The 25,527-nt window shown below is 56.1% G+C and carries 22 protein-coding genes, 1 tRNA gene and 1 other RNA gene; 9 read left to right on the top strand and 15 right to left on the bottom strand.

The genetic code is table 11. From position 1 onward, the window contains the following. Nucleotides 1-132: 132 nt before the first annotated feature. From W822_RS41910 to W822_RS45975, 5 genes are all read right to left on the bottom strand, one after another. Nucleotides 133-885 carry an SDR family oxidoreductase gene (locus tag W822_RS41910; protein ID WP_024006761.1) on the bottom strand — a complete coding sequence of 251 codons (753 nt, stop codon included), beginning with the start codon at nucleotides 883-885 and terminating at the stop codon, nucleotides 133-135. Between the two features lie 57 nt (nucleotides 886-942). Continuing rightward, entirely contained in the window at nucleotides 943-1,407 is a 465-nt protein-coding gene (gene bfr, locus W822_RS41905) for a bacterioferritin (RefSeq protein ID WP_024006760.1), read from the bottom strand. Between the two features lie 154 nt (nucleotides 1,408-1,561). Continuing rightward, nucleotides 1,562-4,813, bottom strand: a complete 3,252-nt coding sequence (gene carB / locus W822_RS41900; protein ID WP_024006759.1) for a carbamoyl-phosphate synthase large subunit — start codon at nucleotides 4,811-4,813, stop codon at nucleotides 1,562-1,564. Between the two features lie 7 nt (nucleotides 4,814-4,820). After that, complete coding sequence (gene carA / locus W822_RS41895) at nucleotides 4,821-5,975, bottom strand: glutamine-hydrolyzing carbamoyl-phosphate synthase small subunit (protein ID WP_024006758.1); 1,155 nt, start codon at nucleotides 5,973-5,975, stop codon at nucleotides 4,821-4,823. A gap of 96 nt (nucleotides 5,976-6,071) precedes the next feature. Further along, nucleotides 6,072-6,992, bottom strand: coding sequence for a hypothetical protein (locus tag W822_RS45975; RefSeq protein WP_155848203.1), 921 nt, complete (start codon nucleotides 6,990-6,992; stop codon nucleotides 6,072-6,074). 388 nt (nucleotides 6,993-7,380) lie between these two features. On the opposite strand from W822_RS45975, the gene tal reads away from it, so the two are divergent. After that, nucleotides 7,381-8,340, top strand: a complete 960-nt coding sequence (gene tal / locus W822_RS41890) for a transaldolase (protein ID WP_024006756.1) — start codon at nucleotides 7,381-7,383, stop codon at nucleotides 8,338-8,340. 85 nt (nucleotides 8,341-8,425) lie between these two features. On the opposite strand, the gene recR is transcribed toward tal, so the two are convergent. The 6 genes from recR to W822_RS41865 all read right to left on the bottom strand — a co-directional run bounded on the left by recR (nucleotide 8,426) and on the right by W822_RS41865 (nucleotide 17,882). Next, nucleotides 8,426-9,037, bottom strand: a complete 612-nt coding sequence (gene recR / locus W822_RS41885; RefSeq protein ID WP_024006755.1) for a recombination mediator RecR — start codon at nucleotides 9,035-9,037, stop codon at nucleotides 8,426-8,428. Next, the gene (locus W822_RS41880; RefSeq protein WP_024006754.1) at nucleotides 9,037-9,363 is read right to left on the bottom strand and encodes a YbaB/EbfC family nucleoid-associated protein; all 327 of its coding nucleotides are present in this window, start codon (nucleotides 9,361-9,363) and stop codon (nucleotides 9,037-9,039) included. The genes recR and W822_RS41880 overlap by 1 nt, the downstream gene beginning before the upstream one ends. A gap of 42 nt (nucleotides 9,364-9,405) precedes the next feature. Beyond that, nucleotides 9,406-11,634: a DNA polymerase III subunit gamma/tau gene (dnaX, locus tag W822_RS41875; RefSeq protein WP_024006753.1), complete on the bottom strand. Its 2,229-nt coding sequence runs from the start codon at nucleotides 11,632-11,634 to the stop codon at nucleotides 9,406-9,408. Between the two features lie 64 nt (nucleotides 11,635-11,698). Beyond that, nucleotides 11,699-11,796, bottom strand: an RNA gene (gene ffs / locus W822_RS46195) — signal recognition particle sRNA small type. 40 nt (nucleotides 11,797-11,836) lie between these two features. After that, complete coding sequence (locus W822_RS41870; protein ID WP_024006752.1) at nucleotides 11,837-15,181, bottom strand: UvrD-helicase domain-containing protein; 3,345 nt, start codon at nucleotides 15,179-15,181, stop codon at nucleotides 11,837-11,839. Further along, entirely contained in the window at nucleotides 15,174-17,882 is a 2,709-nt protein-coding gene (locus W822_RS41865) for a PD-(D/E)XK nuclease family protein (protein ID WP_024006751.1), read from the bottom strand. The genes W822_RS41870 and W822_RS41865 overlap by 8 nt, the downstream gene beginning before the upstream one ends. 490 nt (nucleotides 17,883-18,372) lie before the next feature. On the opposite strand from W822_RS41865, the gene W822_RS41860 reads away from it, so the two are divergent. The 4 genes from W822_RS41860 to W822_RS41845 all read left to right on the top strand — a co-directional run bounded on the left by W822_RS41860 (nucleotide 18,373) and on the right by W822_RS41845 (nucleotide 20,768). Next, nucleotides 18,373-18,693 carry a hypothetical protein gene (locus W822_RS41860; RefSeq protein ID WP_024006750.1) on the top strand — a complete coding sequence of 107 codons (321 nt, stop codon included), beginning with the start codon at nucleotides 18,373-18,375 and terminating at the stop codon, nucleotides 18,691-18,693. A gap of 142 nt (nucleotides 18,694-18,835) precedes the next feature. Then, the gene (locus tag W822_RS41855) at nucleotides 18,836-19,594 is read left to right on the top strand and encodes a GntR family transcriptional regulator (RefSeq protein WP_024006749.1); all 759 of its coding nucleotides are present in this window, start codon (nucleotides 18,836-18,838) and stop codon (nucleotides 19,592-19,594) included. Then, on the top strand, nucleotides 19,594-20,454 hold the full coding sequence (locus W822_RS41850; RefSeq protein WP_024006748.1) for a sulfite exporter TauE/SafE family protein: 861 nt from the start codon (nucleotides 19,594-19,596) through the stop codon (nucleotides 20,452-20,454). Before W822_RS41855 ends, W822_RS41850 begins: the two co-directional genes overlap by 1 nt. Next, nucleotides 20,451-20,768 (top strand): DUF1634 domain-containing protein, encoded by a 318-nt coding sequence (locus tag W822_RS41845; RefSeq protein WP_024006747.1) that lies wholly within the window; start codon nucleotides 20,451-20,453, stop codon nucleotides 20,766-20,768. The genes W822_RS41850 and W822_RS41845 overlap by 4 nt, the downstream gene beginning before the upstream one ends. Nucleotides 20,769-20,826: 58 nt before the next feature. Here the strand turns inward: W822_RS41845 and W822_RS46555 are convergent, their stop codons facing one another. Then, on the bottom strand, nucleotides 20,827-20,991 hold the full coding sequence (locus W822_RS46555) for a hypothetical protein (RefSeq protein WP_216593322.1): 165 nt from the start codon (nucleotides 20,989-20,991) through the stop codon (nucleotides 20,827-20,829). A gap of 167 nt (nucleotides 20,992-21,158) precedes the next feature. Between W822_RS46555 and W822_RS41840 the strand changes: the two genes are divergently transcribed. From W822_RS41840 to W822_RS41835, 3 genes are all read left to right on the top strand, one after another. Further along, the gene (locus W822_RS41840) at nucleotides 21,159-21,539 is read left to right on the top strand and encodes a hypothetical protein (RefSeq protein WP_024006745.1); all 381 of its coding nucleotides are present in this window, start codon (nucleotides 21,159-21,161) and stop codon (nucleotides 21,537-21,539) included. Then, complete coding sequence (locus W822_RS46420) at nucleotides 21,536-21,925, top strand: hypothetical protein (RefSeq protein WP_155848202.1); 390 nt, start codon at nucleotides 21,536-21,538, stop codon at nucleotides 21,923-21,925. The genes W822_RS41840 and W822_RS46420 overlap by 4 nt, the downstream gene beginning before the upstream one ends. Nucleotides 21,926-22,262: 337 nt before the next feature. Beyond that, nucleotides 22,263-22,673, top strand: a complete 411-nt coding sequence (locus W822_RS41835) for a hypothetical protein (protein ID WP_024006744.1) — start codon at nucleotides 22,263-22,265, stop codon at nucleotides 22,671-22,673. A 10-nt stretch (nucleotides 22,674-22,683) separates the two neighbouring features. Here W822_RS41835 and W822_RS41830 read toward each other — a convergent pair. From W822_RS41830 to xerD, 3 genes are all read right to left on the bottom strand, one after another. Continuing rightward, a tRNA-Arg gene (locus W822_RS41830) sits at nucleotides 22,684-22,758 on the bottom strand. A gap of 186 nt (nucleotides 22,759-22,944) precedes the next feature. Continuing rightward, nucleotides 22,945-23,436 carry an aminoacyl-tRNA deacylase gene (locus W822_RS41825; RefSeq protein WP_024006743.1) on the bottom strand — a complete coding sequence of 164 codons (492 nt, stop codon included), beginning with the start codon at nucleotides 23,434-23,436 and terminating at the stop codon, nucleotides 22,945-22,947. Nucleotides 23,437-23,518: 82 nt separating this feature from the next. Then, nucleotides 23,519-24,436 (bottom strand): site-specific tyrosine recombinase XerD, encoded by a 918-nt coding sequence (xerD, locus tag W822_RS41820; protein WP_024006742.1) that lies wholly within the window; start codon nucleotides 24,434-24,436, stop codon nucleotides 23,519-23,521. A 106-nt stretch (nucleotides 24,437-24,542) separates the two neighbouring features. Here xerD and W822_RS41815 point away from each other — a divergent pair, with 106 nt between their 5' ends. Continuing rightward, complete coding sequence (locus tag W822_RS41815) at nucleotides 24,543-25,448, top strand: AEC family transporter (protein ID WP_024006741.1); 906 nt, start codon at nucleotides 24,543-24,545, stop codon at nucleotides 25,446-25,448. Nucleotides 25,449-25,527 lie beyond the last annotated feature (79 nt).

Raw genomic sequence — 25,527 nt, 5'->3', positions numbered from 1 at the left:
CCGATTATTGTCGATCTGATGATGGCTGCCGCGGCTTGCGGCGGACTCGGCTCAAGCCGGTTTATTGCCGGCGTGATGATTGTCGATCTGATAATGGCAGGCGTAGCTAGCGAGGACTCGACTCAGGCCGGTTTATTGCCGCCGGGGCTTACGACCCGCCCGGCTCATGATGCGATCATAAAGAGCGCCCGGAATCAACCGCATGAGCCGGGCGACCAGCCCCATTTGCCAGGGGATGACGGTATAGCGACGGCCACGCGCAATGGCGCGACCCGCCTGAGCGGCAAAATCACCCGGCTGCATCAGAAACGGCATTGGATAGGGATTGTGCTGCGTCATGGGGGTATCGATAAACCCCGGTGCAATCGTGACGACTTTGACCCCGGTCCCATACAGATCAATCCGCAGGCTTTCAAGAAAAACAGTGGCTGCTGCCTTGGATGCGCTGTAAGCACTGGAACCAGGCAGACCACGCACACCTGCCACACTGCTGATACCCACCAGCGTGCCACAGCCCCGTTGCTGCATGCCGGCTATGAACGGCTCGAACGTAGCGCCCATGCCCAGCACATTGGTTTCAATGACATCGCGAAACACTTCGGCATCTTCAGCAATGCCATTGAGAATGCCAACGCTGATTCCGGCATTGGCAATGACAATGTCTACCGCGCCGTCTTGCAGGAAGTCGGCAGCGGCAGCATAAAGATCGGATGAAACGCGAACGTCGCCCGCGTAGCATTTTGCCGGCTGCGACAGCGAGGCCGACAGGGCCTGCAGTTTATCGCGCGAGCGGGCGAACAGCCCCAGCTGCGCGCCCTGGGCATCGTAATATCGGGCAAAGGCCTCACCCAGTCCACTGCTGGCGCCGCTGATGAATACACGCATGCCGACAGAGCTACTGCAAAGATGCGGTTATCGGGGCTGTGATTACGTTTGCAATAATCACAGTTGTGATTGCAGGTAATTCTGGATACCCAGGCGATCGATCAGACGCAACTGTTGTTCCAGCCAGTGCGCATGATCTTCTTCGGTGTCTTCCAGCTGCACGCGCAACATTTCGCGCGAAACATAGTCGCCGGACTCTTCGCACAGGGCAATGCCTTTTTTCAGGTTATCGCGCACTTCAAATTCAGTATCCAGATCGAATTTGAGCATTTCGGGTACATCCTTGCCGACGCGGATCTCGGCAGGCACCATTTTGGGTGTGCCTTCCAGCATGAGAATACGGCGGATCAATGCATCAGCGTGGTCGGTCTCGTCCTGCATTTCATGACCGATGCGCTCGAACAATTTGCTGTAACCCCATTCGTGATACATGCGGGAATGGATGAAGTACTGGTCCCTTGCGGCCAGTTCACCCGACAACAGGAAGTTCAGATAATCAATGACTTTCGGATGGCCTTTCATTTTACTACTCCTAGAAAGTATCAAACGTAAAGTGATATTTTAAGAGAGGTTTCAGAAAAGCAAGCGCGATAAAGAACAATTGCCAAATTTCACGAAGAAAAATGGCAATTGTTCTCATTCTCTACAGCATCCTGCCGCCGGCCTTTTCTGCAAATCAGGCCTTGGCGTCAGGCGCCGATTCGGCATGCAAGGCCTGCAGGGAGTAGACCTGAATACCGTCGGCGTCGCGCAGATATTGCATGCCTTCGATCGCCGCACGGGCGCCAGCCAGTGTGGTGAAGAAGGTGACGCGGTCGGCCAGAGACTGGGTACGGATCACACGCGAATCGGAAATCGCGTTGCGCCGCTCTTCAACGGTGTTAATCACGAGCTGGATTTCACCGTTTTTGAGCATATCCACAACATGCGGACGCCCTTCTGTCACCTTGTTGACGACCTGGGCAGCCACACCCGCTTCGTTCAGCCTGGCGGCCGTACCACGCGTTGCGACAACCTTGAAGCCCAGATTTACCAGACCGCGAGCCAGCTCGACGGCCTTGGATTTGTCCTGATCCTTGACACTCAGAAACGCCGTGCCGGTTTCGGGCAGCGTCACCCCCGCTGCCAGTTGCGACTTGACGAAAGCCTCGCCGAAGGTGCGCCCAACGCCCATGACTTCGCCGGTGGATTTCATTTCAGGACCAAGAATGGTATCGACGCCGGGGAATTTGACGAAGGGGAAAACCGCTTCCTTGACGCAGAAATAGTCGGGAACCACTTCCTGGGTGACGCCCTGCTCGGCCAGGGATTTACCAGCCATGGCACGAGCCGCGACCTTGGCCAGCTGGTAGCCGGTGACCTTCGAAACGAACGGCACGGTGCGTGAAGCACGCGGATTGACTTCCAGTACATATACGTCGCCGTTCTGGATCGCGAACTGCACGTTCATCAGACCCCGCACATTCAAGGCACGCGCCATCAGGCTGGTCTGCCGCTTGATTTCTTCGATGACTTCGGAAGACAGCGAATAAGGCGGCAGGCTGCAGGCCGAGTCGCCGGAATGCACGCCCGCCTGTTCGATATGTTCCATCACACCGCCGATGAATACCACTTCGTCGTCTGCCAGGCAGTCAACGTCGACTTCGGTGGCATCGTTCAGGAAGCGGTCGAGCAGTACCGGAGAATCATTGCTGACCTTGACGGCCTCGCGCATATAGCGTTCCAGATCAGTCTGCTCGTGCACGATTTCCATGGCGCGACCGCCCAGCACATAGCTGGGACGCACCACCAGCGGATAGCCGATTTCCGCCGCATGGGCGATGGCTTCGGCTTCGGTACGCGCCGTGCGGTTTGGCGGCTGACGCAGACCCAGTTTTTGCAACAGCTTCTGGAAGCGTTCGCGATCTTCGGCAACGTCGATTGATTCAGGGCTGGTGCCGATGATCGGCACGCCATTGGCCTCAAGGGCACGCGCCAGTTTGAGCGGTGTCTGGCCGCCGTACTGCACGATCATGCCGACGGGACGCTCCAGGTGCACGATTTCGAGCACATCTTCCAGCGTGAGCGGCTCGAAGTACAGGCGATCGGAGGTGTCATAATCAGTCGAAACGGTCTCGGGATTGCAGTTGACCATGATGGTTTCATAGCCGTCCTCACGCAAGGCCAAAGCCGCGTGAACGCAGCAATAGTCAAACTCGATGCCCTGGCCGATACGGTTCGGTCCGCCGCCAAGGACAATGATTTTTTTCCTGTCGGTAGGATGCGATTCGCACTCTTCTTCATAAGTAGAGTACATATAGGCTGTTTTGGTGGCGAATTCCGCTGCGCAGGTATCGACCCGTTTATAGACCGGGCGCACGCCCAGCTGATGACGCACCTTGCGCACTTCGGATTCGGAAACATCCAGCAGGAATGCCAGACGACGATCCGAAAAGCCCCGGCGCTTCAGGCGGCGCATGACGGTTTCATTCAGGTCGGACAGGGTTTTCTGTTCCAGTTCCAGTTCGATATCCACGATTTCCTTGATCTGCTCAAGGAACCATGGATCGATTTTGGTGAGCGCGTGCACTTCATCCAGGGTAAAGCCCTGGGCAAACGCATCGCCGACATACCAGATGCGCTCCGGACCCGGCTCAGCCAGTTCCACCTGCAGTTTTTCGCGATCCAGCGTTTTCTGGTTCAGGCCATCGACGCCCACTTCCAATCCGCGCAGCGCTTTCTGGAATGATTCCTGGAAGGTGCGGCCCATGGCCATGACTTCACCGACGGATTTCATTTGAGTCGTCAGACGTGAGTCGGCCTGCGGGAATTTTTCGAAGGCAAAACGCGGGATCTTGGTAACCACGTAGTCGATTGTGGGCTCGAACGAAGCCGGTGTTTCACCACCGGTGATTTCGTTTTGCAATTCATCCAGCGTATAACCAACGGCCAGTCTTGCGGCCACTTTGGCAATTGGAAACCCCGTAGCCTTGGATGCCAGCGCAGATGAACGCGATACCCGCGGATTCATTTCGATGACGATCATGCGCCCGTTATCGGGATTGACGGCAAACTGGACGTTGGAGCCACCGGTTTCAACACCGATCTCACGCAGGACCGCGATGGACGCGTTACGCATGATCTGATATTCCTTGTCGGTCAGCGTTTGTGCCGGGGCCACCGTGATGGAGTCGCCGGTGTGCACGCCCATGGGGTCAAGGTTTTCGATGGAGCAGATAATGATGCAGTTGTCGGCCTTGTCGCGAACCACTTCCATTTCGTACTCTTTCCAGCCCAGCAGCGACTCTTCAATCAGCAATTCGTTGGTGGGCGACGCTTCGATACCCCGGCGGCAGATCGTTTCGAACTCTTCAGCATTATAGGCAATGCCGCCACCGGTACCGCCCAGGGTGAAGCTGGGACGAATGACGGCAGGGAACCCGCTGGTGCCGGCTTCTGCTGCGATGCGTTTCTGCACTTCCCAGGCCTCTTCCAGCGTATGGGCCACGCCCGACTTGGCCGATTCCAGACCAATGCTGGTCATGGCTTCTTTGAACTTCTGACGGTCTTCGGCTTTTTCAATGGCCTGTTCGTTGGCACCGATCATCTGCACGTTGTACTTTTCCAGCACACCGTGATGGGCAAGATCCAGCGCGCAGTTCAGCGCGGTTTGCCCGCCCATGGTCGGCAGCAGTGCATCAGGGCGCTCTACTTCGATGATTTTTTCAACCGCTTTCCAGGTAATGGGCTCGATATAGGTCACATCGGCCGTTTCCGGATCGGTCATGATGGTGGCCGGGTTGCTGTTGACCAGGATGGTGCGGTAGCCTTCTGCTTTCAGGGCCTTGCAGGCCTGGGCTCCCGAGTAATCGAATTCGCAGGCCTGGCCAATAATAATCGGACCGGCGCCGATGATCAAAATGCTTTTTATGTCGGTACGCTTGGGCATGATATCTCTAGTTTTTTTCGCTCATGGAGCGGATGAATTTTTCAAACAGCACGATGATATCGTGCGGACCCGGGCTGGCTTCAGGGTGACCCTGGAAGCAGAAGGCAGGACGGTCGGTCAGCTCAAAGCCCTGCAATGAACCATCGAACAGGGACACGTGCGTGACCCGGGCATTGTCCGGCAAGGTATCGGCATCCACCGCAAAGCCATGATTCTGGCTGGTGATATAGACACGGCCGGTCTGGAGGTCCTTCACGGGATGGTTGGCCCCGTGATGTCCGTTTTTCATTTTCACCGTACGCGCGTTAAGCGCCAGGCCCATGATTTGATGGCCCAGGCAGATGCCAAATAGCGGAATGCGCTTGTCCATGACGACGCGGGCGGTTTCGATGGCGTAATCGCAGGGCTCGGGATCACCCGGGCCGTTGGCCAGAAACACTCCGTCGGGATTCAGGGCCAGCACATCGTCGACGGGCGTCTGGGCCGGCACCACCGTCAGGCGGCAACCCAGATCGGCCAGGATGCGCAAAATATTGGATTTGACGCCGAAGTCGTAGGCAACGACATGGAATGCGTCCTGGGCAGGATGGGTGTATCCCTGCGTGCGCTGCCAGGTGCCTTCCTGCCAGTCCTCGCGTTGCGCGCGAGTCACGGTTTTGGCCAGGTCCTGGCCGGTCATGCCTGCATAGCCTGCAGCCAGCTCGATCGCTTTCTGCTCGTCGGTGCCCACGAGAATGCAGGCGCCCTGGGCACCCCCTTCGCGCAGGCGACGGGTCAGCTTGCGGGTGTCGATACCGGAGATTGCCACGACGCCCTGCTCTTTAAGATAGTCGGGCAAAGACTGGGTTGAACGGTAATTAGACAGACGACGCGGGCAGTCCCGGATCACCAGACCGGCAGCATGGACCTGGGTAGATTCGACATCTTCGGGATTGACCCCGGTGTTGCCGATATGTGGATAGGTCAGCATGACAAGCTGGTTGGTATAACTGGGATCGGTCAGAATTTCCTGGTAGCCGGTCATGGCCGTATTGAACACCAGTTCGGCCACACTTTGGCCCTCTGCCCCGATGGATATTCCCTTGAAAATCGTGCCATCTGCCAGAGCTAGAATTGCGGGTGGAAACTGAGGATGATCCTCGAATATGGAAGACGTAAGCACGCAGAACCCCAAATTTTGGTATCGGTAAGTAAACCTTTCTATTATACAGAGTAAGGTTCACCGATAGAAAAAAATTCAGGCGGCGCGTGCAAGAAATCAGAAATCGGTATTGACTTCGACTTCGAATGCATGCGCCAGTTTGGCCTGATCATCAACCACCAGAAAGCGCAGCATTTCCCGGTAGCTGTTGTCCTGGTAACTCAGAATGCGCACGCGGGTACCGCGATTTTCTTCCAGGTAGCTGACCACAATGGGATGGTTATTACGGCGCAAATTGCCGATTTGCATTGAACTGGCCCGCAGATCCACAACTGGACGCCATTCTTTTCCACCGTCGTTTTCAAGAATCCAGTTTTTACGATCGCCCCGGTCTTCCCGGCACTTGACCAGGACATAGGCCTTGCCAGAGACTTTCAAGTTGGTGCTGAAAAAATCCAGATCATCGATTTTCACGCCCGCGCAGAACTTTTCCTGCCCGGGCAAAGGCAAATGCAGTCCCCGCAGCGACAGCTTGGGCAGCGACAGCAAGGCCCCTTCCACATTGATCGGCTGATCATCTGTGCCGTATACCGGCGTACGGTCAAGATTGGTTTTGGCCCAGTCCACCATGGCAGGCAATTTGTCACGCAGACAGGCGACGTCCCGGCAGGCAGCGAGCGATCGGGTGCGTTTCTGGATAATAACGGCCATGACCAGCGGCCGGTCTGTTTTGGCCAGCAGAGCCGAACTGTTGTAGAACCAGTCAGCCAGATTATGAGAGACCGCAGCGTCACGGCAGGTGTTGGCAGGCCAGCGGGCGGCAGCCTGGCGCAGTTGCTCGACCGCAACAGCGCCGAACTGCCTGAGCACGTCTGCCTCGGGCAAACACGGATTGAGGGCAATTTCTTGCTGCGCAGAACCCACCCCGACAAAAGGCCGAGCGAACGACATGATCTGGCCGGATGCGGCTGGTAGATACGTACCCGACATCGCAGCGAGTCCCGTCAGCAACATCGCCCTGCACCACTTGACAAGCATTCTGCCCTTAACCTTTTCCTGTATACAGTATTGAATGAAATAAAAGCACTGTGGCCGGAATGCTGCAACCGCCACAAAATCACATTTACAATAAGTTTCGCGTCCCACATGCATCTTGATGTCATGCGTAGCGGGTCTGTGCCGCTTTCAGCGTCGAACAACATCGGCAACTGCACATTCCGGGTGAGGCATGACCTCATCTGAATGACATATGTGTGTCAGTGGCCCTGTATTCGAACCTTGTCTGCATATTGCGGGTAATATACACGTATCCGTAAGATTTTGAAATAATCAACTGTTAATTTACAATTTAGCGCCCGTTCGCAATGACGCTTTTTGTTCCAGATCCCGGTGTCCCGGCGATTGTCGCACGCAGGAAATATTCTCTATGAGCCAGCTTGACCAATTAAAAAAATTCACAACCGTGGTTGCCGATACAGGCGACTTCGAAAGTATGCGTGAGCATCAGCCAACCGATGCCACGACCAATCCCTCACTCATTCTGAAAGCGCTTTCCAAGGACGCCTATCGCCCCATCCTGCTGGATACGCTGACGAACCATCCCGACGCCTCGGCCGCCGACACGCTGGATCGCATCCTGGTGACCTTCGGCAAACGCATTCTGGATATCGTGCCGGGCCGGGTATCAACAGAGGTCGATGCGCGTCTTTCTTTCGACACCCAGGGCACAGTCAATCGCGCCCGCCGCATCATGGAACTCTATGAGGAGGCCGGGGTAGATCGTAAACGTATTTTGATTAAAATTGCCTCCACCTGGGAAGGCATCGCCGCTGCCCGTATTCTGGAAAAAGAAGGCATTACCTGCAATATGACGCTTCTATTTTCGCTGATTCAGGCCGTTGCCTGCGCCGACGCCGGGGTCAGACTGATCTCTCCGTTCGTGGGGCGCATTTACGATTGGCATAAAAAAGCCGCAGGCAGCAATTGGGACGAAGCCGGCAATAGCGGTGAAAACGATCCTGGCGTGCAATCGGTCACACGAATTTATCAGTACTACCGCAAGCACGGCATCAAAACGCAAATTATGGGCGCCAGCTTCCGCAATACAGGACAGGTTCTCGCACTGGCCGGCTGCGATCTGCTGACTATCAGCCCGGAACTGCTGGGTGAGCTGTCTAAAAACGAGGGTGAGGTCAAGGCAAGGTTGCATGAATCACTTGCCGCCAGCATGAGCATCCCTTCGATCGCGCCGGAAGAGAAAAACTTCCGCTTCCTGCTGAATGAAGATGCCATGGCCACTGAAAAGCTCGCCGAAGGAATCCGTACTTTTGTGGCCGATGCCATCAAACTGGATGCCCTGATCGAAAGCAGCCGTACTCACGGGTAAGGAGATATCTGGTCAGGGGGAGATCAGAGCGCCCTGGCACCACGGGCGGGAACACCGCTCCCGGCCAGTGTCACAAGATATTGACTTATTGCGCGCCGCGGCGCTCCATGAAAGCCCAGGCAATTGTGCCGGCGTCCACATATTCCAGCTCGCTGCCGCTGGGAATGCCGCGCGCAATCCGCGACACCTGCAAGCCTCGTTCGCGCAAAATATCGGTCAGATAATGGGCCGTCGTTTCGCCCTCTGCCGTAAAGTTGGTTGCCAGGATCACTTCACTGACGGTACCATCTGTCGCGCGCTTGAGCAGTCGCTCGAAATTGAGCTGCGCCGGGCCGACCCCTTCCAGCGGTGCAATTCTGCCCATCAGCACATAATACAAGCCCTGATAGCCGTGACTGGCCTCGATCATATTCTGGTCGGCAGGTGTCTCGACAATGCACAGTTGGGCAGCGTTACGCTTGGGATTCAGGCACGTTTCACAAATGTCATTCTGGGAGAATGAATTGCAGAGCGCACAATGCCTGATCTCAGTCAGTGCCGTACCCAGGGCTCGCGCCAACTGATCTGCACCGGCAATATCGTGTTGCAACAAATGGTAGGCCATGCGCCGCGCCGTGCGCTGACCCACACCGGGCAGGCGTCGTAACGCCTCGATCAAGGCGCTCAGCGGTTCAGGTTCGGGCAGGATATCGCGCATCAGAAGGGAAATTTCATTCCGGGAGGCATAGGCATGCCGGCAGTGACACCGGACATTTTTTCCTGTGTGGTGGCCTCGGCTTTGCGCAACGCATCGTTAAACGCAGCCGCAACCAAATCCTCAAGCATGTCCTTGTCTTCGCCCAACAGGGATGGATCTATCGTGACGCGTTTGACATCATGACGGCAGGACATGGAAATTTTTACCATGCCGCCACCCGATTCACCATCGACCATAATATCGGCCAGCGCATCCTGCGCCTTTTTCATGTTTTCCTGCATTTGCTGGGCCTGCTTCATCAGACCGGCCAATTGATTTTTCATCATAATGAATAAGTTCCTATATAACGCAAAGTATTGCGATTGACATTAAGCGTTTTTTTGCCTGAAGGGCTCTATACTGCCGGGAACGACACGCGCACCCAGATCAGAAATCAGTGTATTAATAAATGCATTTTCCTGCACGGCCTTTTCCACCCGTTTCTGCAATGCCTCACGCTCGGCCTGCTCGACGGCGTACAGCGTATCATCACCCGTTTTGCCAAAGACCATATCGACGCGCACCACCTCATGAAAATACTCGGTCAGCGCAGTTTCCAGCTTGATCTTGGCATTCAGGTCGTTTTGTCCCTTGACGGGTATCCGCAGTGTAATCTTTTTGCGATCATACCCCATCCATTCGCAGCGCCGGGCCATTTCGGCCGTGTACCCGGCAAGCGGCAACTCGGCCACCAACTGAACCCATTCGCGCGCATTCATGGCCGACAACGACCGGCGTACCTGCGGATCTTGGTGGGTCGGAACCCAGGTCTGATCGGCTTCGACCACGACCTGATCAGTCGGCATCACATCACCTTCATCGTCGGTCTGGCCCGCCAATCCGGCCGCTTCCCAGTCCGGGGGGATATCTTCCCAGACGGGCGGACCGTCCTGATCAGCCCCGTCGTTGATGGCGGAAGGCGCTGTAGATGGAGCGGCGGGTTGCGTCACTGATACTGCTGGCTGCTTCTCTGCAGTCGCGGGCACAGGCTGCGTGGTTGCTGCTACGGATTCCGTCGCGGCTTGTGAGGATGCGGCGCTGCTCAGGGCAGGCGCCGGTTCCTCTTCCCAGGCAGGCCTTTCCTGTGTCGCCGCAACAGCAGCAACAGGAGGAACCATGACAGGCTCAGGCTGGGGCGCCAGCCTGACCGGCAGCGCAGCGTCTTGCACGATGGTCTCGCGTGTGTGGACATCTGACGCAATGACCTTCCCCGCCGCCTGGAGGGCAGCCTTATCATTGGGGTCAGGTACAGCAGCTGGTGTATCTGCTGCTGGTGCAACGGCTGTTGGCTGGCTTGCTGGCTGGCCGATCTCTGCCGGCGAGGAATTATTCAGGTTTTTTTTTTGCGGATCTGACGCAGTCGCTGCTTGTGTAGCAGTCGCAGCCGGTGTAGCAGATGCCGTGGACGCAGCAGCCGCAATTGCCGCGCTGCCATTGCCTTCGTGCCATTCGCTGGCGGTACTATGCGCCGGTTCAGTGGTAATCAGCGACAGCATGCGCAGGCAGGTCATGACAAAACCGGCATATTCGTCGGGTGACAAGGCCAGCTCATTGCGTCCGTGCACGGCAATGCTGTAGAACAATTGAAGCGTATCGGGATGGCAGGTGCGTGCCAGTCGCACGATATCTTCCTGCAGCACGGCCTCGGTCAGGGCGGTGCCCGGCAAACGCTGTTCGATGGCGATCTGCGACAACAGCACGGCCAGATCGGCCAGCGCACCACTAAATGAATAGCCGCGTTCGTACAATTCATTTGCAATATCAAGCACGCCCTGAGCCGATCCCTGGTTCAGGGAATCAAGCAGTCGCACCAGAAACCGCTGGTCGATCGTGCCCAGCATATCACGCACGGCATCGCCGGTGATATGCGAACCGCTGAATGCAATGGCCTGGTCGGTAAGCGAGAGCGCATCCCGCATGGATCCGGCTGCCGCCTGCGCAATCTGGCGCAAGCCGGGCACCTCAAAATTAATACCCTCTTCGGTCAGCACATGGTTCAGATGCGAGACAATGGCATCGGGCGGCATTTGCTTCAGATTGAACTGCAGACAGCGGGACAGGACAGTCACCGGCATTTTCTGCGGATCGGTGGTCGCCAGAATAAATTTGATATGCGGTGGGGGCTCTTCCAGCGTTTTGAGCATGGCGTTGAACGCATGCCCCGAAAGCATGTGCACCTCGTCGATCATGTATATTTTGTATCGACCGGAACTGGGCGCGTACACGGCCTGTTCCAGCAACTGGGTCATTTCCTCGACCCGGCGATTGGAGGCGGCGTCAAACTCCAGATAGTCGACAAAACGCCCTTCATCGATTTCGACGCAGGCGCGACAGACATTACATGGCCGGGAGGTAATACCGGTTTCGCAGTTAAGCGATTTGGCCAGGATGCGTGACAGCGTGGTTTTGCCCACCCCGCGTGTACCTGTGAACAACCATGCGTGATGAAGACGCTGGGTGTCGAGCGCGTTGGTCAGCGCCCGGACCACATGGTCCTGGCCGACTAGCGTTTCGAAGGAGCGTGGACGCCACTTACGGGCAAGGACAAGATAGCTCATACCGGTTATTTTAGCCCAGAAAAAACAAACGCCACCACTGGGGTGACGTTTGTTCGTGAATGCAGGGGGTGAGCCTTACTTCGGCACTGAACCTGAACGACTATGGCTGCTTCGTTCCCGACCTGACCAGTTTCACCGCCGGCCCATGCGAAGGGACCCACCGCTTTGCATTTTAACAACTTTCCGACTTGTTGTGGCAAATTTACCCTGCCCCTTCCGAGACAGTCAGCTCAAGCGGGATCCAGTCATCGGTATCCAGCGCAAAAATGGCCGCCGTCGCCGCACGCCCGTCTATCTGCGACAGCCGCTCTGCATACCGTTGCAACTGAGGTCTGTACGTTTCCCTCATACGCATCTCAAACGCGTCTTGCGGTTCGTGCTCTCGACGCGCGCCGGTTTTATAGTCCACGACCAGCCAGCCGCCATCGGTGGAAATAGCCGCATCCACAATCAGCCTGGTGCCGTCGACACCGGTCAGCTCCCACTCCTGACGTACCTGATCGTGTGACAACAGCCAGCGTCCTTTTTCAGATGCCATGCAGGCGCAAAGCAAATCATGTACGCGCTGCGCCCCGTTGCGCGCCTGCGCGTCGCGCAACCCTTCGTTTTCCAGTTGCCGCACGATAACATCCAGCGCCTTGTGCAGCCTTGCCGCATCCCACTCCCGCATGCGATCCTGGCCAATACGCGCCAGCCATGCGTGCGTCACCGTCCCAATGGCTGCCTCGTACTTGTCATCAAATTTCCAGCTGGCACCAGCAGATAGTTGCGGTAGCGGCGCTGCGGGGGCTGCCGCAAGCTGCGCCATCGCCGAATCGGCAATACGGGTGAGGACCGGCCCCCGCGTAACGAGGGAATCCGTGGCAATCCCGTCATTGGTTTGTTCAGGCGGCTCCGGCTGAGTGAGCTCAAACAACGAGTACAAACGTGAGAGCAACGAACCGCGTGGCGGATCAACGATCTGGCCGGGTTTGCAAACGATATGCGACACCAGATGCAGTCGCTGGCGCGCGCGCGTCGCGGCGACATACAGCAAACGATCCAGTTCGTATTCACTGCGCTGTTTTTCCATGGCACCCAGCATCGCCGACAGTTTGTCGGTTTCCTCTGCCGCCCGTGGTTTGATCGGTCCCATCAGCAGGCGGTTCCGACTGCGTTCAAAGCGCAATAACGGCGCGGTATCGGCGCGCGGTCGCCGGTGCAGACCATAAAGGATGACCTCTTCAAACTCCAGCCCTTTCGATTTGTGCATGGTCATGATTTCGACAGCGGCGTGCTGCGTGCTGGATGCCGAGTACAGATGCGCCAGGGCTTCCTCGAGATCGGCCGGATTCAGATCGCCATAGGGCGCGAGTTGGTCAAGCAACTCGAATACGGCCTGAAAATCGGCAAACGCGGTATCCGTCGCATAAACACCGTACCCGCCGAGGGCACGCCAGACCGCTTCCGCATGTGAAGAAAACGTCATGTCATCGGCAAGATGACTGCGATCGAGCATGATGCGGGCGCAGTGTTTCAGACGGGACCATTCGTCGCCCAGCAGCGGCGCAAACTCTGCTTCGCGCATCAGAATGGTTTGCAGGCAAAAGGGAATCGTCTCCCGACTATTTCCGAACAGCAGCGTGAGCGACTTGAGTGTCAGCCCGCAGACCGGCGAACGCAGCACCGAGAGCCACGCCACCCTGTCTGCAGGATGGGCGAGCGCCCGAATGACCTGGACCAGATCGCTGACCGATTGCTCGGCCCGGATCGGGTTCAACTCGACGGCACGTACCGGTATTCCGTGACGCTGCATCAGCAGCATGAGCGCCCCCATATGCGACCGGGCCTTTACTAGAATCGCCACGGGATGTTCACTATCGGGGTGCGCTTCCAATGCCGCCCGCACAAGCGCAAGCGTCTGCTCCTCGGCCTGCGTCTGAGCATCCCGAGGGTCGCTGTCTTCCCATTGGTAGATGGGATGAAACCGCACTGCCGCCCCCTCTGAGGCCGGATTGAAGGCGACCGAGTCGGTGTACCGGATGGCGCCCAGCGCCAGATCATTCTGTTTCGGAAATACCTGACGGAAAGACTGGTTCACCCAGTTGACAACACCGGCCTGGGAACGGAAATTTTCGGTCAGAATCAGTTTTTCCAGCGCAAGCCCGTTGATGCCGTCCCTGGCGACGCCCAGAAATAGGCCGACATCAGCTTTGCGAAATCGGTAGATGGATTGCATCGGATCGCCGACCAGAAACAGCGTACGACCGTCTCCCGGACTCCAGCCCAGCGTGAGCTTTTCGATCAGTTGAATCTGTATCTGACTGGTATCCTGAAACTCATCGATCAGGATATGGGAGATGCGTGCGTCCAGTTTCAACAGCATCTCGGAAGGGTCATCGGTATGACCCAGCGCGAACGCCGCCCTTTCGGCGATTTCAATGAAATCGACCTGCTTTTCCTCACGGAACACCAGCATCAATTCTGCAGCCGCCAGTTTGAGCGCCCGCAACAGGGAGCGAATAATTTTTTCCTGAGCTGCACTGAGCACTTCCGACGGCAGCCCTCCGACCTGGGCGAGCATGCTCACCCATGCCGCAGCGTCGCCTTCGCAGGCGTTCAGCCAGTCCTGCATGTCCTGTTTGTGTGCGCTTTTTGCAGGAAACCCTTCCTTGACCGTCAGGCGCTTGCGCAAACCGCCACTGCCGGTCAGAAGCAGGCGCGAGAGCGCCTGCCATTGCGGCAGCGCATCGACAGAAGTCGCAATCGGCGAACCGTTCCAGTCCTCCAGGGTCTCGTACATACGTGTGGCCGCCTCCGCCTGGCTGGCCGCGGCCAGACGCACAATCGGCGCCAACTGATCGGCATAACCCAGGGGCATGACATCGGCCAGCGTCTGCAGCTTCTGTTCCATGACCTCAGTGAGCGCAAAGCGCAACTGAGTCATGGCGGCTTCGGTATCAACGGTTTCGTGCAGCCACTGGTCACGCCGGGCCAGCATTTCCACGACCAGGCGCTCTACCGAGGCCAGGTCGATATCCATATGACGCAGCACATCCTGCACACATTCATCATGATCGACATGCTCCAGCAAACGCCTGGCCGCCTGCGCATAGAGTTGTTCGGGATTCGTGGCAATCCCGGGCATGCCGCCCATGGCGGACATCCAGGGCATGGAACGGACCAGTTGCGCACAAAACGCATCAATGGTGCGCACTTTAAGGCGGGCAGGATGATTCAGAAGATCCCAGCCTTGCTGCGCGTTGCGCGCCAGGGCAGCGCGGGCGAGGCGCCAGCTGTTTCTCTGGTGCTCATGGACAGGCTCCTGCTCGGACAAACCGGCGTGCAGTTTTTTGAGCACACGGGCGTGCATTTCCGAGGCCGCCTTGCGCGTGAATGTGATTGCCAGAATTTCTTCAGGCTTGGTAACACCGGCCAGCAAGGCCAGGATCCGGTCCGTCAGCAATTCGGTTTTGCCGGATCCGGCGGGTGCCTGGATAATAAAGGATTCGTCCGGTTGCAGTGCCCGCGCCCGGGCTTCAAAATCGCTTGGGCGACGTTCACTCATCTTCGCTCTCCTGCTCCAGCCTTAAAAACGGCAACACATCACAATAGGTCAAGTCCTTGACCGCCCAGGTCAGGTTTTCGGCAGCGCCATCCGAGAATTGCCGCGCCAGTTCCTGCAGGCTATGCTCCCATCGGTCCAGCAACGCTGCCCAGGATTCCTGGGGTGACACTTTGGCCAGCGGCGTGAGGCCCCCGATTCCGCTGCCACTGTCGCCCAAACCAGCCAACCCGGTCTGTTTGGCATTCAGTTTTGCAAACAGCAGTGCTTCGACATCGCGGCGATGTCCGGCTTCGTCTGGCTGGCGCAGCACGGTCGCATAAAGCGGCAGTTGCAGGTTGACCGGCTGCGGCCGCAACCAGTCTTTCTGAAAGTCGGGCGTGCGTTGCCCTGATTTGTAGTCCATGACCACGAGCGCGCCCTGTTCGGTTTCATCGATTCGGTCGACACGCAAATTGACCCTGACTTGCGCATGAGACCAGGTGGCGGCCTGTTCCACACCAGAAATATGAAAGGCCGGGCGATCACGTTCCAGATCCAGCAGTGCCATCATAATTACGTGGCTCCGTTCCTTTTCCAGCATCGCCAGTACAGGTGACACGCCGCCCAGGGTCTGTTCCGCGGCCATCTCGACCGCCTGGGTCACCAGTTCGTGCTGCCGGTCCGCGTCCAGTTGCGACAGGCGTTCTGAAGAGGCGAGCATTTCCCAGACTTTTTGCGCCACACTATGCAAAAACGTGCCGCGAATGGCCGCATTCAACGATTCAGGATACGGCTTGAGACCTTTGGCCAGCAGGCGATACCGCACATACGCCCACAGGGGGTTAAGTGCCTGGGTTTCCAGCAGATCAGATCCGGCTTCGAGCGTTTGCGTGAGTGGCAGGCCTGTGTTGTCTGTCAGGTTTTCAAGTGGCAGACGCATGCTGCGGGCAAGCGACGACGAAGCTGCGTCGGGGGATTCGGCCAACCCGGGCGCAGCGACCGTCGGTTCAGGAATCCCATCGTTGACCAGATTACCAATTAAAGGAGATGGCCGCAATGCCCGATCGGCGTCGGCCAGCGGGTAACTGAGCACAACGCTGGGGGCGACGCTGCATAGCGCCTGGAGCATGTCCATGGCCCAGCGTTTTTCCCGTTCTGCCGTCGCGCGCGGTGCACCGGCACGCGCCAGCGCCGGCACCGGCAAAAACGGATTGGGATCGGGGCTGGCCGGCAAAACCTCATCGGTCAGGCCCAGCACCCAGACCGCATCCCACTGGCCATACTCGGCCTCCAGGAAGCCAAGCACATCAAGCCGTACATTCGGATCGCGTTGCGGCTGGAACATGGTATCCCGCGCCATTCGCTGCAACAAGGCAATGGCGCTCGTGCCGGACAGGCGACCTGCGTATTGATCCAGCAAAGAAAAAGTATGGAGCAAGGCATCGAAGGCAGCGCACACCTGGTAATTGGTACTGGACAACGCCTGTCCCGGAAATCCAAGTAGCGCAAGCGTTTCGCGCACCACTTGCGTCCAGTGCTCGGTCGTCCGGCGTCCGCCGGCTGTCGCCTGCTGCCAGTATGCATAAGCCTGACGAAAGACATAGGAAAAATCAGGGGCCTGACGATCCAGTTGGGAAAAAACCTGATCAGTATGCCAGGCGATTGTTTGCGAATCGCGCACACGCGCATCGAGCACGGCCATGGCCGATTGCTCAGCCGCCGTTGCTCCGCAAAACCCGGCCAGCAGCGCCTCACCCAATTGCCGGGGTTTGACCGCTCGTCGCTCAACCAGGGTGGCGATGAGCGACAGCCAGCGAAATGCTGCCCGGACAGCTGACCAATCGGCAAGTGCGCGCCCCACTGTCAGGTTATAGCCATAGGCAGGGGCAAAAGGCGTCGGCGACAGCTCGCGATCCAGCACCCGTCGGGCGAAAACGGCGTCGGCCTCCATGGAAGGCGAGACAATGGCCACGCGTCGCTGCGGATTGACCGCCAGTTGCGCTGCTGCCCAATGCGCCGCCGCGATCCATTCCCGGCTGCGATCTTTTTGCGCGCGCAGCGTGCGCTGCGACTGCGGGAACCCAGGCAGCGCAAGCGAAACGGTACGACACCCTCGTTGCGCGCAGGCCTGCAACAGAAGGCGCAAGCGTGGTGAAAACTCGTTGAACCCGGCCAGCACAATTGTCGCAGGCAGGCGAGCCAGACGCCCATCTGCAATGGCATCGACCAGCGTGTTATATAACTGATTATCGTCCTGAGCATCCAGCTCGCGACAACGTAATTCATACTGCTTTCGCCACATCATGAAACGCATAAATTCGTCTGTATACTCATGCGGCTGTACCTGAATCTGCCATTCGTCAAGCTCGTGACTGGCCGCCATGGCACGCATCGCTGCCTGTTGCAGGTCCAGAAGCGGCGTATCGCCCTGCAGCGCTTCGACAGCCTCTTCCCACAAAAGCCGGGCAGCGAAAGGGCTGAGCTTGTGTCTGCCTACCGTGTTGTCTCCACAAAAAAGCCTTTCCTGATGCAACTGATCGCGCCACCGGCTCAGCGAACACGTAGGCGGCAATTGCAGAACGGCCCTGGACTGACCCGCCAGCTCAAGCAACAACGCCTGCACCCGCCAGACCAGGCGGTTATTGACAGTGACAATGACCGTGGTGTCGGGATCGAGCGTGGCGACCGTTTCAGCGGTGATTTCATCAATTGAAAGGCTCATGTATATATCCGTAAATCATGTTCGTTGCCGGGCAATCGGAGCGCTTTGGACGTAAAGCAGTATTATGACAGGCATTGAATGGCATGACTTCGCTTGCGCCGCAACATTCGGTTCATACGATAGCTACAGACTGTCATCACACGTTCATCTTATTGCTGTACCCTAGGCAGACTCGTATTACAAATCAAATAGATTCTTGCGGGAGCGCAATCCGCTAACCTATGGGAACCAAGACCCGGCGCGGCATTGCAGCATAAAATGTAGTATCAGACTTGAAATATTTACTGGATTGCCAGGGTACAAGCCGCTAAAATGACGACTCTTCCGGTGGTGTTACGCGCAATCATCGGGTCCGCACTTGCGGCCTTCGCCTCATAACCGGCCCGCAACAAAACCATTTACCACCTTCGAAGATTTACGCGACGGCACCTTGCCCCATTGCCACCCCACCATTCACGCTGCATGCAGCCATAACCAGAAGGAGAATAAGATGAAAGATGTACTGCTCAAACTGGTTTTGTCCTCGTTAGCAGCGCAATTGAGCTACGGTGCATTTGCCGCCGATAATCCGGATGATGATCAGAAACGCAAAAGCAAAACGATTCAGGGTCTGACCGAAGTCGTTCGCCAGGTCGAAGCTCAAACCCAGGGTAAAGTGGTGTTGCTCACCCCCAGGCTGAAAGATGGCAAGCCGCATTTCGAAATGCTGGTTTCTCAGGGCGGGCAATTTCAACGGCACTTTGCCGATCTAAATAATCTGGACAGCGACGGCACGCCGGCTGATACCCCAGATTCGCACAAAGCGGGCTGACCCGCCCCCTTTATTATTGGAATTCGTCGTTTTATTGGAATTCGTCCGTTCGGCGCGACGCACTATGCACGTCGCGCCATCGGATCGCAATCTTTTCGCCCGAGCACTGGACATAATGACATCATGATGTCATTATGTCGTTATGAATACGATCTCCGATGCCGGCAGCCTGCCGCTATACGCAAGAGTAGAAGCGATATTACTCAAAGACATCTCCGAGGGCCTGCTTGGTCCTGGCGATCAGTTGCCTCCTGAGGAGCAATTGATAGACCGCTTTCAGGTCAGTCGCACCACCATCCGCAAAGCCATAGAAAACCTGATCGCCAGCGGGCGGGTGGAAATCCGGCGCGGCAAGGGGACGTTCGTCACGCAACCCAAGATCACGCAAGCGCTGACTGAATTAACGGGCTTCGCCGAAGATATGGTCATTCTGGGCCGGCACCCCTCCTCTCGCCTGCTGGATAAAAAGCTGATCGCAGCAGACAAAGCGGTCGCCCATGCGCTTGATAAACTGCCCGGCACACTGGTCTATAAAATCGAACGCGTACGTCTTGCCGACGGCATGCCCATGTCGTTTGACGAAACTTATCTGCCAAGGAACATCGGCGAAAAGGTCGTCAGCAACAATCTGGAGATCGAACCGATTTTTGATCTGCTGGAAAACAAATACGCGCTGCCACTCATTGAAGCGCGGTATCAATTGGAAGCTGTGGTTGCCGATCAGATCGTCGCGCAGGCGCTCAACATCGAATGCGGTGCGCCGATCTTTCTGATCGAACGTACATCCTACACAACGGGACAGCAGCCCATCGATTACGAAAAACTGTATTACCGCGGCGACTCGATCCGATTTGCAACGCAGCTGTCACGACGGCCACGTTCACCTGCAGGCGAGCGCTGATGGACATGACAACCGTGTTATGGCTATTTGCAGTCGCCTTCGGTGCCAGCGCACTGGGCGGTATGCTGGGTATGGCCAGCGGCATCTTTATCGTTCCCATCCTGATTCTGGCTTTCGGCATTGATATTCATGTCGCGATCGCCGCCAGTATCGTCTCGGTGATTGCCTGTTCCTGTGGCAGCGCGTCACCCTTTCTGAAGGGCCGATTGACCAATGTCAAACTGGCAATTGTCCTGGAAACCGCCACTACACTGGGCGCGTTAACGGGTGTATTGCTGATCGGCATTATTCCCACCCCGTTTCTCTATGCCCTTTTTTCTCTTATCCTGGTTCTCTCAGCCCAGCAAATGATGGCGCGGCGGCAGCAATTGACCCGCAACACGCCGCCGGACCCCGCGAGCTGGGCAACGCGCCTGCGTTTGCACGCCAGCTTTCCCGACCGCGCACTGGGTACGGACATCCCGTATCAGGTGGATCGCGTGCCACTCGGGCTGTTTCTCATGTATGGCGCGGGCGTCATCTCGGCGCTGTTGGGCATCGGATCGGGCGTATTGAAAATTCCAGCTATGGACACGGCCTTGCGGCTTCCCATCAAGGTTTCATCAGCGACATCCAATTTTATGATAGGCGTTACTGCTGCGGCCAGTGGAGGCGCCTATCTGGTCAGGGGGGATATCGACATGGGCATTGCCGGCCCGGTCGCGCTGGGCTCAGTCGCGGGGTCGCTGGCCGGCGCCCGACTGCTGATGCGCATGCCCGCAGAAAAATTGCGGATTCTGTTCTCTGTCGTGCTTATCGCGCTTGCCATACAGATGATGTTGAGCGCGCTTGATATTCAAATATGGGGGGCTGATACGTGAACTCATCAATAAACGCACCTGATCGCCACGACGGGCTCATCGCCGCCTTGCTGTGGTACGGCACGCTGCTGGCCTCGGCAGTGATCGGCGCCGGCATTCTATTGGCCGCAGCCGATGCATTGGACCCTGCCCTCGGAATGGGCGCCATCGGTTACGGTCTGATCAAAATCGGCGTTGTCATTTTTATTCTGCTTCCGGTCTCGCGTGTCATGCTGATGATGATCCTGTTTTTACAGGCGCGGGATTACGTATACATGGCCATCGCCGCCCTCGTTCTGGCCATTATCGGGACGGGCGTGCTGATCGGGCTGTAGATGAAGAAAAGCCCCGTACCGTCAGGTTCCGGGGCTGATCGCTTGAGCCGCAAATTGCTTAAATTTTGCAGGCATCACCACAGTCGTTATCAACTTCGGGTACGTTCTCGTCGAGCTTGTTGATCAGCTCGGCGTTTTTCTTTTCGATGGCATCGAAATCAATATTGTCCAATGCGGATTCAAAATCGGTATCGTCGTTCACAGGATAATCTCCGGAGGGCATGAGTCATGTTCCATTTTAAAGCATATGGACTGGCTTGTCTGTATCGGGTTTGAAGAATCGAAAAGGCAATCCAGCGTGCAACGCGTCTGTGGCCCTTCGGTCTTTCCTAATTGAACTGCAGAATCGGGGGAAATAAAATCCGAAATAGAGATCATTGAGATATAAAAATGGGCATTTCCGAAATGGGCGTTTCCGTTATGAAGCTTAACAATAACGAAGTTCACACCAACCGTACTGCGTTACTGAGAAGCGTTGCAAACACAAGCGTTGTAAACACTTTAGATGCAGCAAAAACCAGTGATGAACAAATCGCCACTATGCTAGATTGCGCTGCTATAGTATTACGTCGCCATTCTCTATTTCAACAGAGCCCAGCGTTCCCATTTAAACTGACAAACGGCAATGGCATGATACACGCGCGGATTAACGTTCCTGTGCCGCTCAAACAAGTTACCGAGATGAATTTACAGTTAGCCGAGCTGATTGCGGAAAAAATGGACGATATCCCAAACGGCTTCCACGTTACTTTCAAATGGGTAGATCAATGAGTGTTGATAACATTGATTTTTTGAATTTCTCCTCAGCGATTCTTACCCCGACTGCCTCAGAAATTGAAATTCGAGCTGCGATTAGTAGAGCATATTACTGTGCATACCATAGCGCAAAAGATTTTCATCATGGCTTAGACTCACCCGGTTCGGCTAGAACTGACAATTGCGGCGTACACGAGACGCTAATCCGCCAATTAATCAATCCGACGATCAGGTCGAGTAAATTGCGTTCAAAATCGCGTTCTATCGGCTATCTGTGTCGGTCACTTAAATCAGAACGTGAAGCCGCCGATTATGATCTGAAGTGCAATTTGGAAATCACCACAGGGCGACAGGTGATTGCGGAGACTTATTCCTTGCTAGAACATATTTCATCATCATAAGGCTCTGTTTCAATGGGATCGACGAAGTTGCATACCTTCGGTCTTTCCTAATTGAACAGCAAAATAGGCATGAATTAAAATCAGGCATAAATCATTCAGGTGTAAATATGGGTATATCGCAAGAAGCTATTTGACAAAAATCTATGAATGTTTTCCCTGTTTACAGTGAAAATCTCAACGCTGCTCAATTCGCGGAGTTAGTGAAAACAAGGAAACATTTAATCAACAAATCTGAAATTGTCCCTGTCGTTTCAGAAAGAAAAAACTTAGTTGCTTTCCACGTCCTATACAACCGCCCCGTTTATAAACCTATTTGGGGATTTAAACCAATTAGCCGATGAGTCATATTCCATCGCCGCAGAATACGAATCCGTCCTCACTGAACGAAGCCACAATCAACAGACTGCTCGACACTCATATACGCGATCAGGAATTAAAACTCAGAGAGCTTACGGTTCGAGAAAGAGAGATAGAGCAGCAAGCAAAATTTGCCACAAAAACACTTGAAGCTGAAATGAGGGACAGAGCCGCTGAACGGTCACATATTCAAACCACTGTTCGTTACAGACTGTACTTTTGCGGGACCGTTTGTCTTGGTCTGATGATTTTCTGCGGATTCGGTTTGTATCAAAACAAAGATGCGCTGGAAGAGAAAATGATAACGATTATCGCAAGCGCTGGTTTTGGAGCGTTTGGGGGTTACGGGTACCGTGTGTATGCAGAGAAGTCCTCGGATGAAGCATCTTGAGCGATAAATGTGGCCTCGCCGACAGGAATCGAACCTGTAATTGGCCCTTAGGAGGGGTCGGTTATATCCATTTAACTACGGCGAGAACGCATATTGCAGATGTCATCTTCGACCAGGGTGGCCGATATGCCGCTACATGAATCCAGACGCAGGGCACCCGGCATTATATGCGAAATCAACAATTTGATGTGCGACCGCTGCGTGGAGCCAGGCCAAATAAACCCCTTTTGGTACTCAAAGACGCTCTTTTTACCTGCCCTGTTGCCAAAATTCAACCGTCATTGGCGACATGGACCGCACTGGCCTGCAACAGTTCCACCAGCACCTGGGGATTGAGCGCCAGCAGGTATCCGCGCCGCCCCCCATTAATGTAAATCAGCGGCAAATCCAGCACGCTTTGCTCAACCCACACAGGCATGCGCTTACGTGTCCCGAAAGGCGAAGTTCCGCCAATCTGGTAGCCGGAGTGCCTGGGCGCCACCGCCAGCTGGCACGGTTGCATTTTCTTGACCCCTGCCTGGCGCGCCAGGTTTTTCATAGACACTTCGCAATCGCCATGCATCAACATCACATGGGGCTTGGCGTGTTCGTCTTCCAGAATGAGCGTCTTGACGACCGCATGGGGCTCAATGCCCAATTGGCTGGCCGCTTCCGACGACCCGCCATGATCGACATACTGGTAGATGTGTTCGGTGTAAGCCACCTTGTGCTTTTTCAGCAGTTGGGTAGCGGGTGTTTCGGAAACGTGTTTGCTGGCGGCCATATATACCTGACTGATTTTTGAATCATTGCTAAAGCAGGTTATTTTAATGCAGGTTATTTATCCCACGCCAGAGGCCGTTACCTCAAGCACGAGGATGATGCTGCGCATGCAGCTGCTTGAGCCGTTCACGCGCGACGTGGGTGTAGATTTGCGTCGTGGAAATATCGGCATGCCCCAGCAGCAACTGCACCACCCGCAGATCGGCGCCATGATTGAGCAGATGCGTGGCAAAAGCGTGACGCAGGGTATGCGGCGACAGCGGCGCGTGAATATCGGCCTGCAACGCGTACTTTTTGATCAATTGCCAAAAGGCCTGGCGGGTCATACCGGTGGCGCGCCGGGTCAGGAAAAGATCATCCGATTGTCTGCGTCCCAGCAGTTCTGGCCGCGCTTCTTTCAGGTACCGCTCAAGCCAGTATGCGGCCTGCGCGCCCAGGGGCACCAGCCGATCCTTGCCCCCCTTGCCCATGACGACCCTGACCACATTTTCGTTCAAACTCAGATGCAGTACTTTCAGGCTCACCAGCTCGGTGACCCGCAGGCCGGACGCATAAAGCGTTTCAAGCATGGCGCGATCACGCAGCCCCAGCGCATCCCGCGTGTTGGGCGCTTCAAGCAACTGGTCAACCTGCTGTTCACTCATGGTTTTGGGGAAACGTGCGGGCTGACGGGCCGAATGTAATGTCAGACAGGGGTCTTCCTGGATCTGACCCGTGCGAATGGCCCAGGCGAAATAGCGCTTGAGCGTCGCCAGCCGGCGGTTGGCCGTGGACGCTTTGCTGTGGGCATGGCCGGCAGCGAACCAGGCCTCAATATCTTCACGCCTCGTGTGCAGAAGACGGCCGGGTGGTTTCTGCTTTGCCAGAAAATCTGCGAGTCCGTTCAGATCACGTCGATAGGCCAGGAGCGTATTCTGTGCCAACCCGTCCTCCAGCCACAAGGCATCGATGAACGGGTCGATATCCTGTTGATGGGCCGGCTCAGCTTTCGGGGTGCGCATAGTTATTTATTCATAGCAAAAAATGATATTGGCAAACTGCGGCTGCGTTCTGCACTATGATCTGATTCTAGCTCAAATTCTGCCAACCCGAATCCGATCTTCTCTTATGCATGTTGCTCTGCTGGTTATACCTGACTGTCTCATTGTCGCGCTGGGCTGGGTCCTTCTGCATAAACTGAAATTCTCCCGCGAATTTTTCACCAACACCGAAAGACTGGTTTACTACATCCTGTTTCCGGCCCTGCTGATCCAGTCTATCTCGTCTACACCCATTTCCGCCGGTTCGGCAGGCCGGCTACTGGCCGTCTCGCTGCTGCTGTGCCTGGCCGGTTACCTGGCAGCCTGGCTGGCCCGTCCCCTTTTGAAACCGCGGCCCATTGCCCTGGCCTCTTTGGCGCAGTGCGCCTATCGGTTCAACACGTACATCGGTTTTTCCCTGTCGGCTGCGCTGGCCGGCAGCGAAGGCCAGGCCATTATGGCGGTCATCGTCGGGTTTTCAGTGCCCATCGCCAACATTCTGGCCGTCAAGTCCCTGGCGCGCTTTCAGGGGGCTAATGTCTGGCTTGAGATTCTGAAAAACCCCCTGGTGCTGGCCACCCTGACCGGTCTGCTGCTGAGTTTTTCAGGCCTGGGGCTGGAGCATACACTGGCGGTGACCCTGTCCAAACTTGGCAACAGCTCCATCCCGCTGGGTTTGCTGTGCGTCGGCGCCAGCCTGTCGCTGGGAGGTGCGAGCCAGGATCGCGGCGTGATTACCTGGATTCTGGCGATCCGGCTGATGATTATGCCCGTCTTCGCCCTGGCGCTTGCTCTGGGCCTGTCGCTGTCACCCCTGGAAACCCATATTCTGGTCCTGTTCGCCGCCTTGCCGCCCGCTTCTGCCGCCTATATTCTGGCTGCACGCATGGGGGGAGATGGCCGGTGTGTGGCGACCGCCGTCTCTGCAGGCACCGTACTGTCGGTCCTGACAATTCCCTTCTGGTTGTTTATCGGTGAGAAATTGGTAAATTAGCCACGAAACAAGTATTATTTTTTATTGATTTTGAAGTAGTTCCAGCGGTTTTCTGATAATTTACATTATGTTTCTATCC

Origin of the sequence: Advenella kashmirensis W13003 (genome assembly GCF_000506985.1) — a bacterium.
Taxonomy (GTDB): Bacteria; Pseudomonadota; Gammaproteobacteria; order Burkholderiales; family Burkholderiaceae_B; genus Advenella; species Advenella kashmirensis_A.
The sequence above is the reverse complement of the archived record's forward strand: the minus strand, read 5'-3'. Positions and strand labels throughout refer to the sequence as shown.

Excerpts from the sequence above, each read along its gene's own strand:
- W822_RS41910 (WP_024006761.1), bottom strand. The coding sequence starts at position 885 with ATGCGTGTATTCATCAGCGGCGCCAGCAGTGGACTGGGTGAGGCCTTT.
- bfr (WP_024006760.1), bottom strand. The coding sequence starts at position 1,407 with ATGAAAGGCCATCCGAAAGTCATTGATTATCTGAACTTCCTGTTGTCG.
- carB (WP_024006759.1), bottom strand. The coding sequence starts at position 4,813 with ATGCCCAAGCGTACCGACATAAAAAGCATTTTGATCATCGGCGCCGGT.
- W822_RS45975 (WP_155848203.1), bottom strand. The coding sequence starts at position 6,992 with ATGCTTGTCAAGTGGTGCAGGGCGATGTTGCTGACGGGACTCGCTGCG.
- tal (WP_024006756.1), top strand. The coding sequence starts at position 7,381 with ATGAGCCAGCTTGACCAATTAAAAAAATTCACAACCGTGGTTGCCGAT.
- recR (WP_024006755.1), bottom strand. The coding sequence starts at position 9,037 with ATGCGCGATATCCTGCCCGAACCTGAACCGCTGAGCGCCTTGATCGAG.
- W822_RS41880 (WP_024006754.1), bottom strand. The coding sequence starts at position 9,363 with ATGATGAAAAATCAATTGGCCGGTCTGATGAAGCAGGCCCAGCAAATG.
- dnaX (WP_024006753.1), bottom strand. The coding sequence starts at position 11,634 with ATGAGCTATCTTGTCCTTGCCCGTAAGTGGCGTCCACGCTCCTTCGAA.
- W822_RS41870 (WP_024006752.1), bottom strand. The coding sequence starts at position 15,181 with ATGAGTGAACGTCGCCCAAGCGATTTTGAAGCCCGGGCGCGGGCACTG.
- W822_RS41865 (WP_024006751.1), bottom strand. The coding sequence starts at position 17,882 with ATGAGCCTTTCAATTGATGAAATCACCGCTGAAACGGTCGCCACGCTC.
- W822_RS41860 (WP_024006750.1), top strand. The coding sequence starts at position 18,373 with ATGAAAGATGTACTGCTCAAACTGGTTTTGTCCTCGTTAGCAGCGCAA.
- W822_RS41855 (WP_024006749.1), top strand. The coding sequence starts at position 18,836 with ATGAATACGATCTCCGATGCCGGCAGCCTGCCGCTATACGCAAGAGTA.
- W822_RS41850 (WP_024006748.1), top strand. The coding sequence starts at position 19,594 with ATGGACATGACAACCGTGTTATGGCTATTTGCAGTCGCCTTCGGTGCC.
- W822_RS46555 (WP_216593322.1), bottom strand. The coding sequence starts at position 20,991 with ATGCCCTCCGGAGATTATCCTGTGAACGACGATACCGATTTTGAATCC.
- W822_RS41840 (WP_024006745.1), top strand. The coding sequence starts at position 21,159 with ATGGGCATTTCCGAAATGGGCGTTTCCGTTATGAAGCTTAACAATAAC.
- W822_RS46420 (WP_155848202.1), top strand. The coding sequence starts at position 21,536 with ATGAGTGTTGATAACATTGATTTTTTGAATTTCTCCTCAGCGATTCTT.
- W822_RS41835 (WP_024006744.1), top strand. The coding sequence starts at position 22,263 with ATGAGTCATATTCCATCGCCGCAGAATACGAATCCGTCCTCACTGAAC.
- W822_RS41825 (WP_024006743.1), bottom strand. The coding sequence starts at position 23,436 with ATGGCCGCCAGCAAACACGTTTCCGAAACACCCGCTACCCAACTGCTG.
- xerD (WP_024006742.1), bottom strand. The coding sequence starts at position 24,436 with ATGCGCACCCCGAAAGCTGAGCCGGCCCATCAACAGGATATCGACCCG.
- W822_RS41815 (WP_024006741.1), top strand. The coding sequence starts at position 24,543 with ATGCATGTTGCTCTGCTGGTTATACCTGACTGTCTCATTGTCGCGCTG.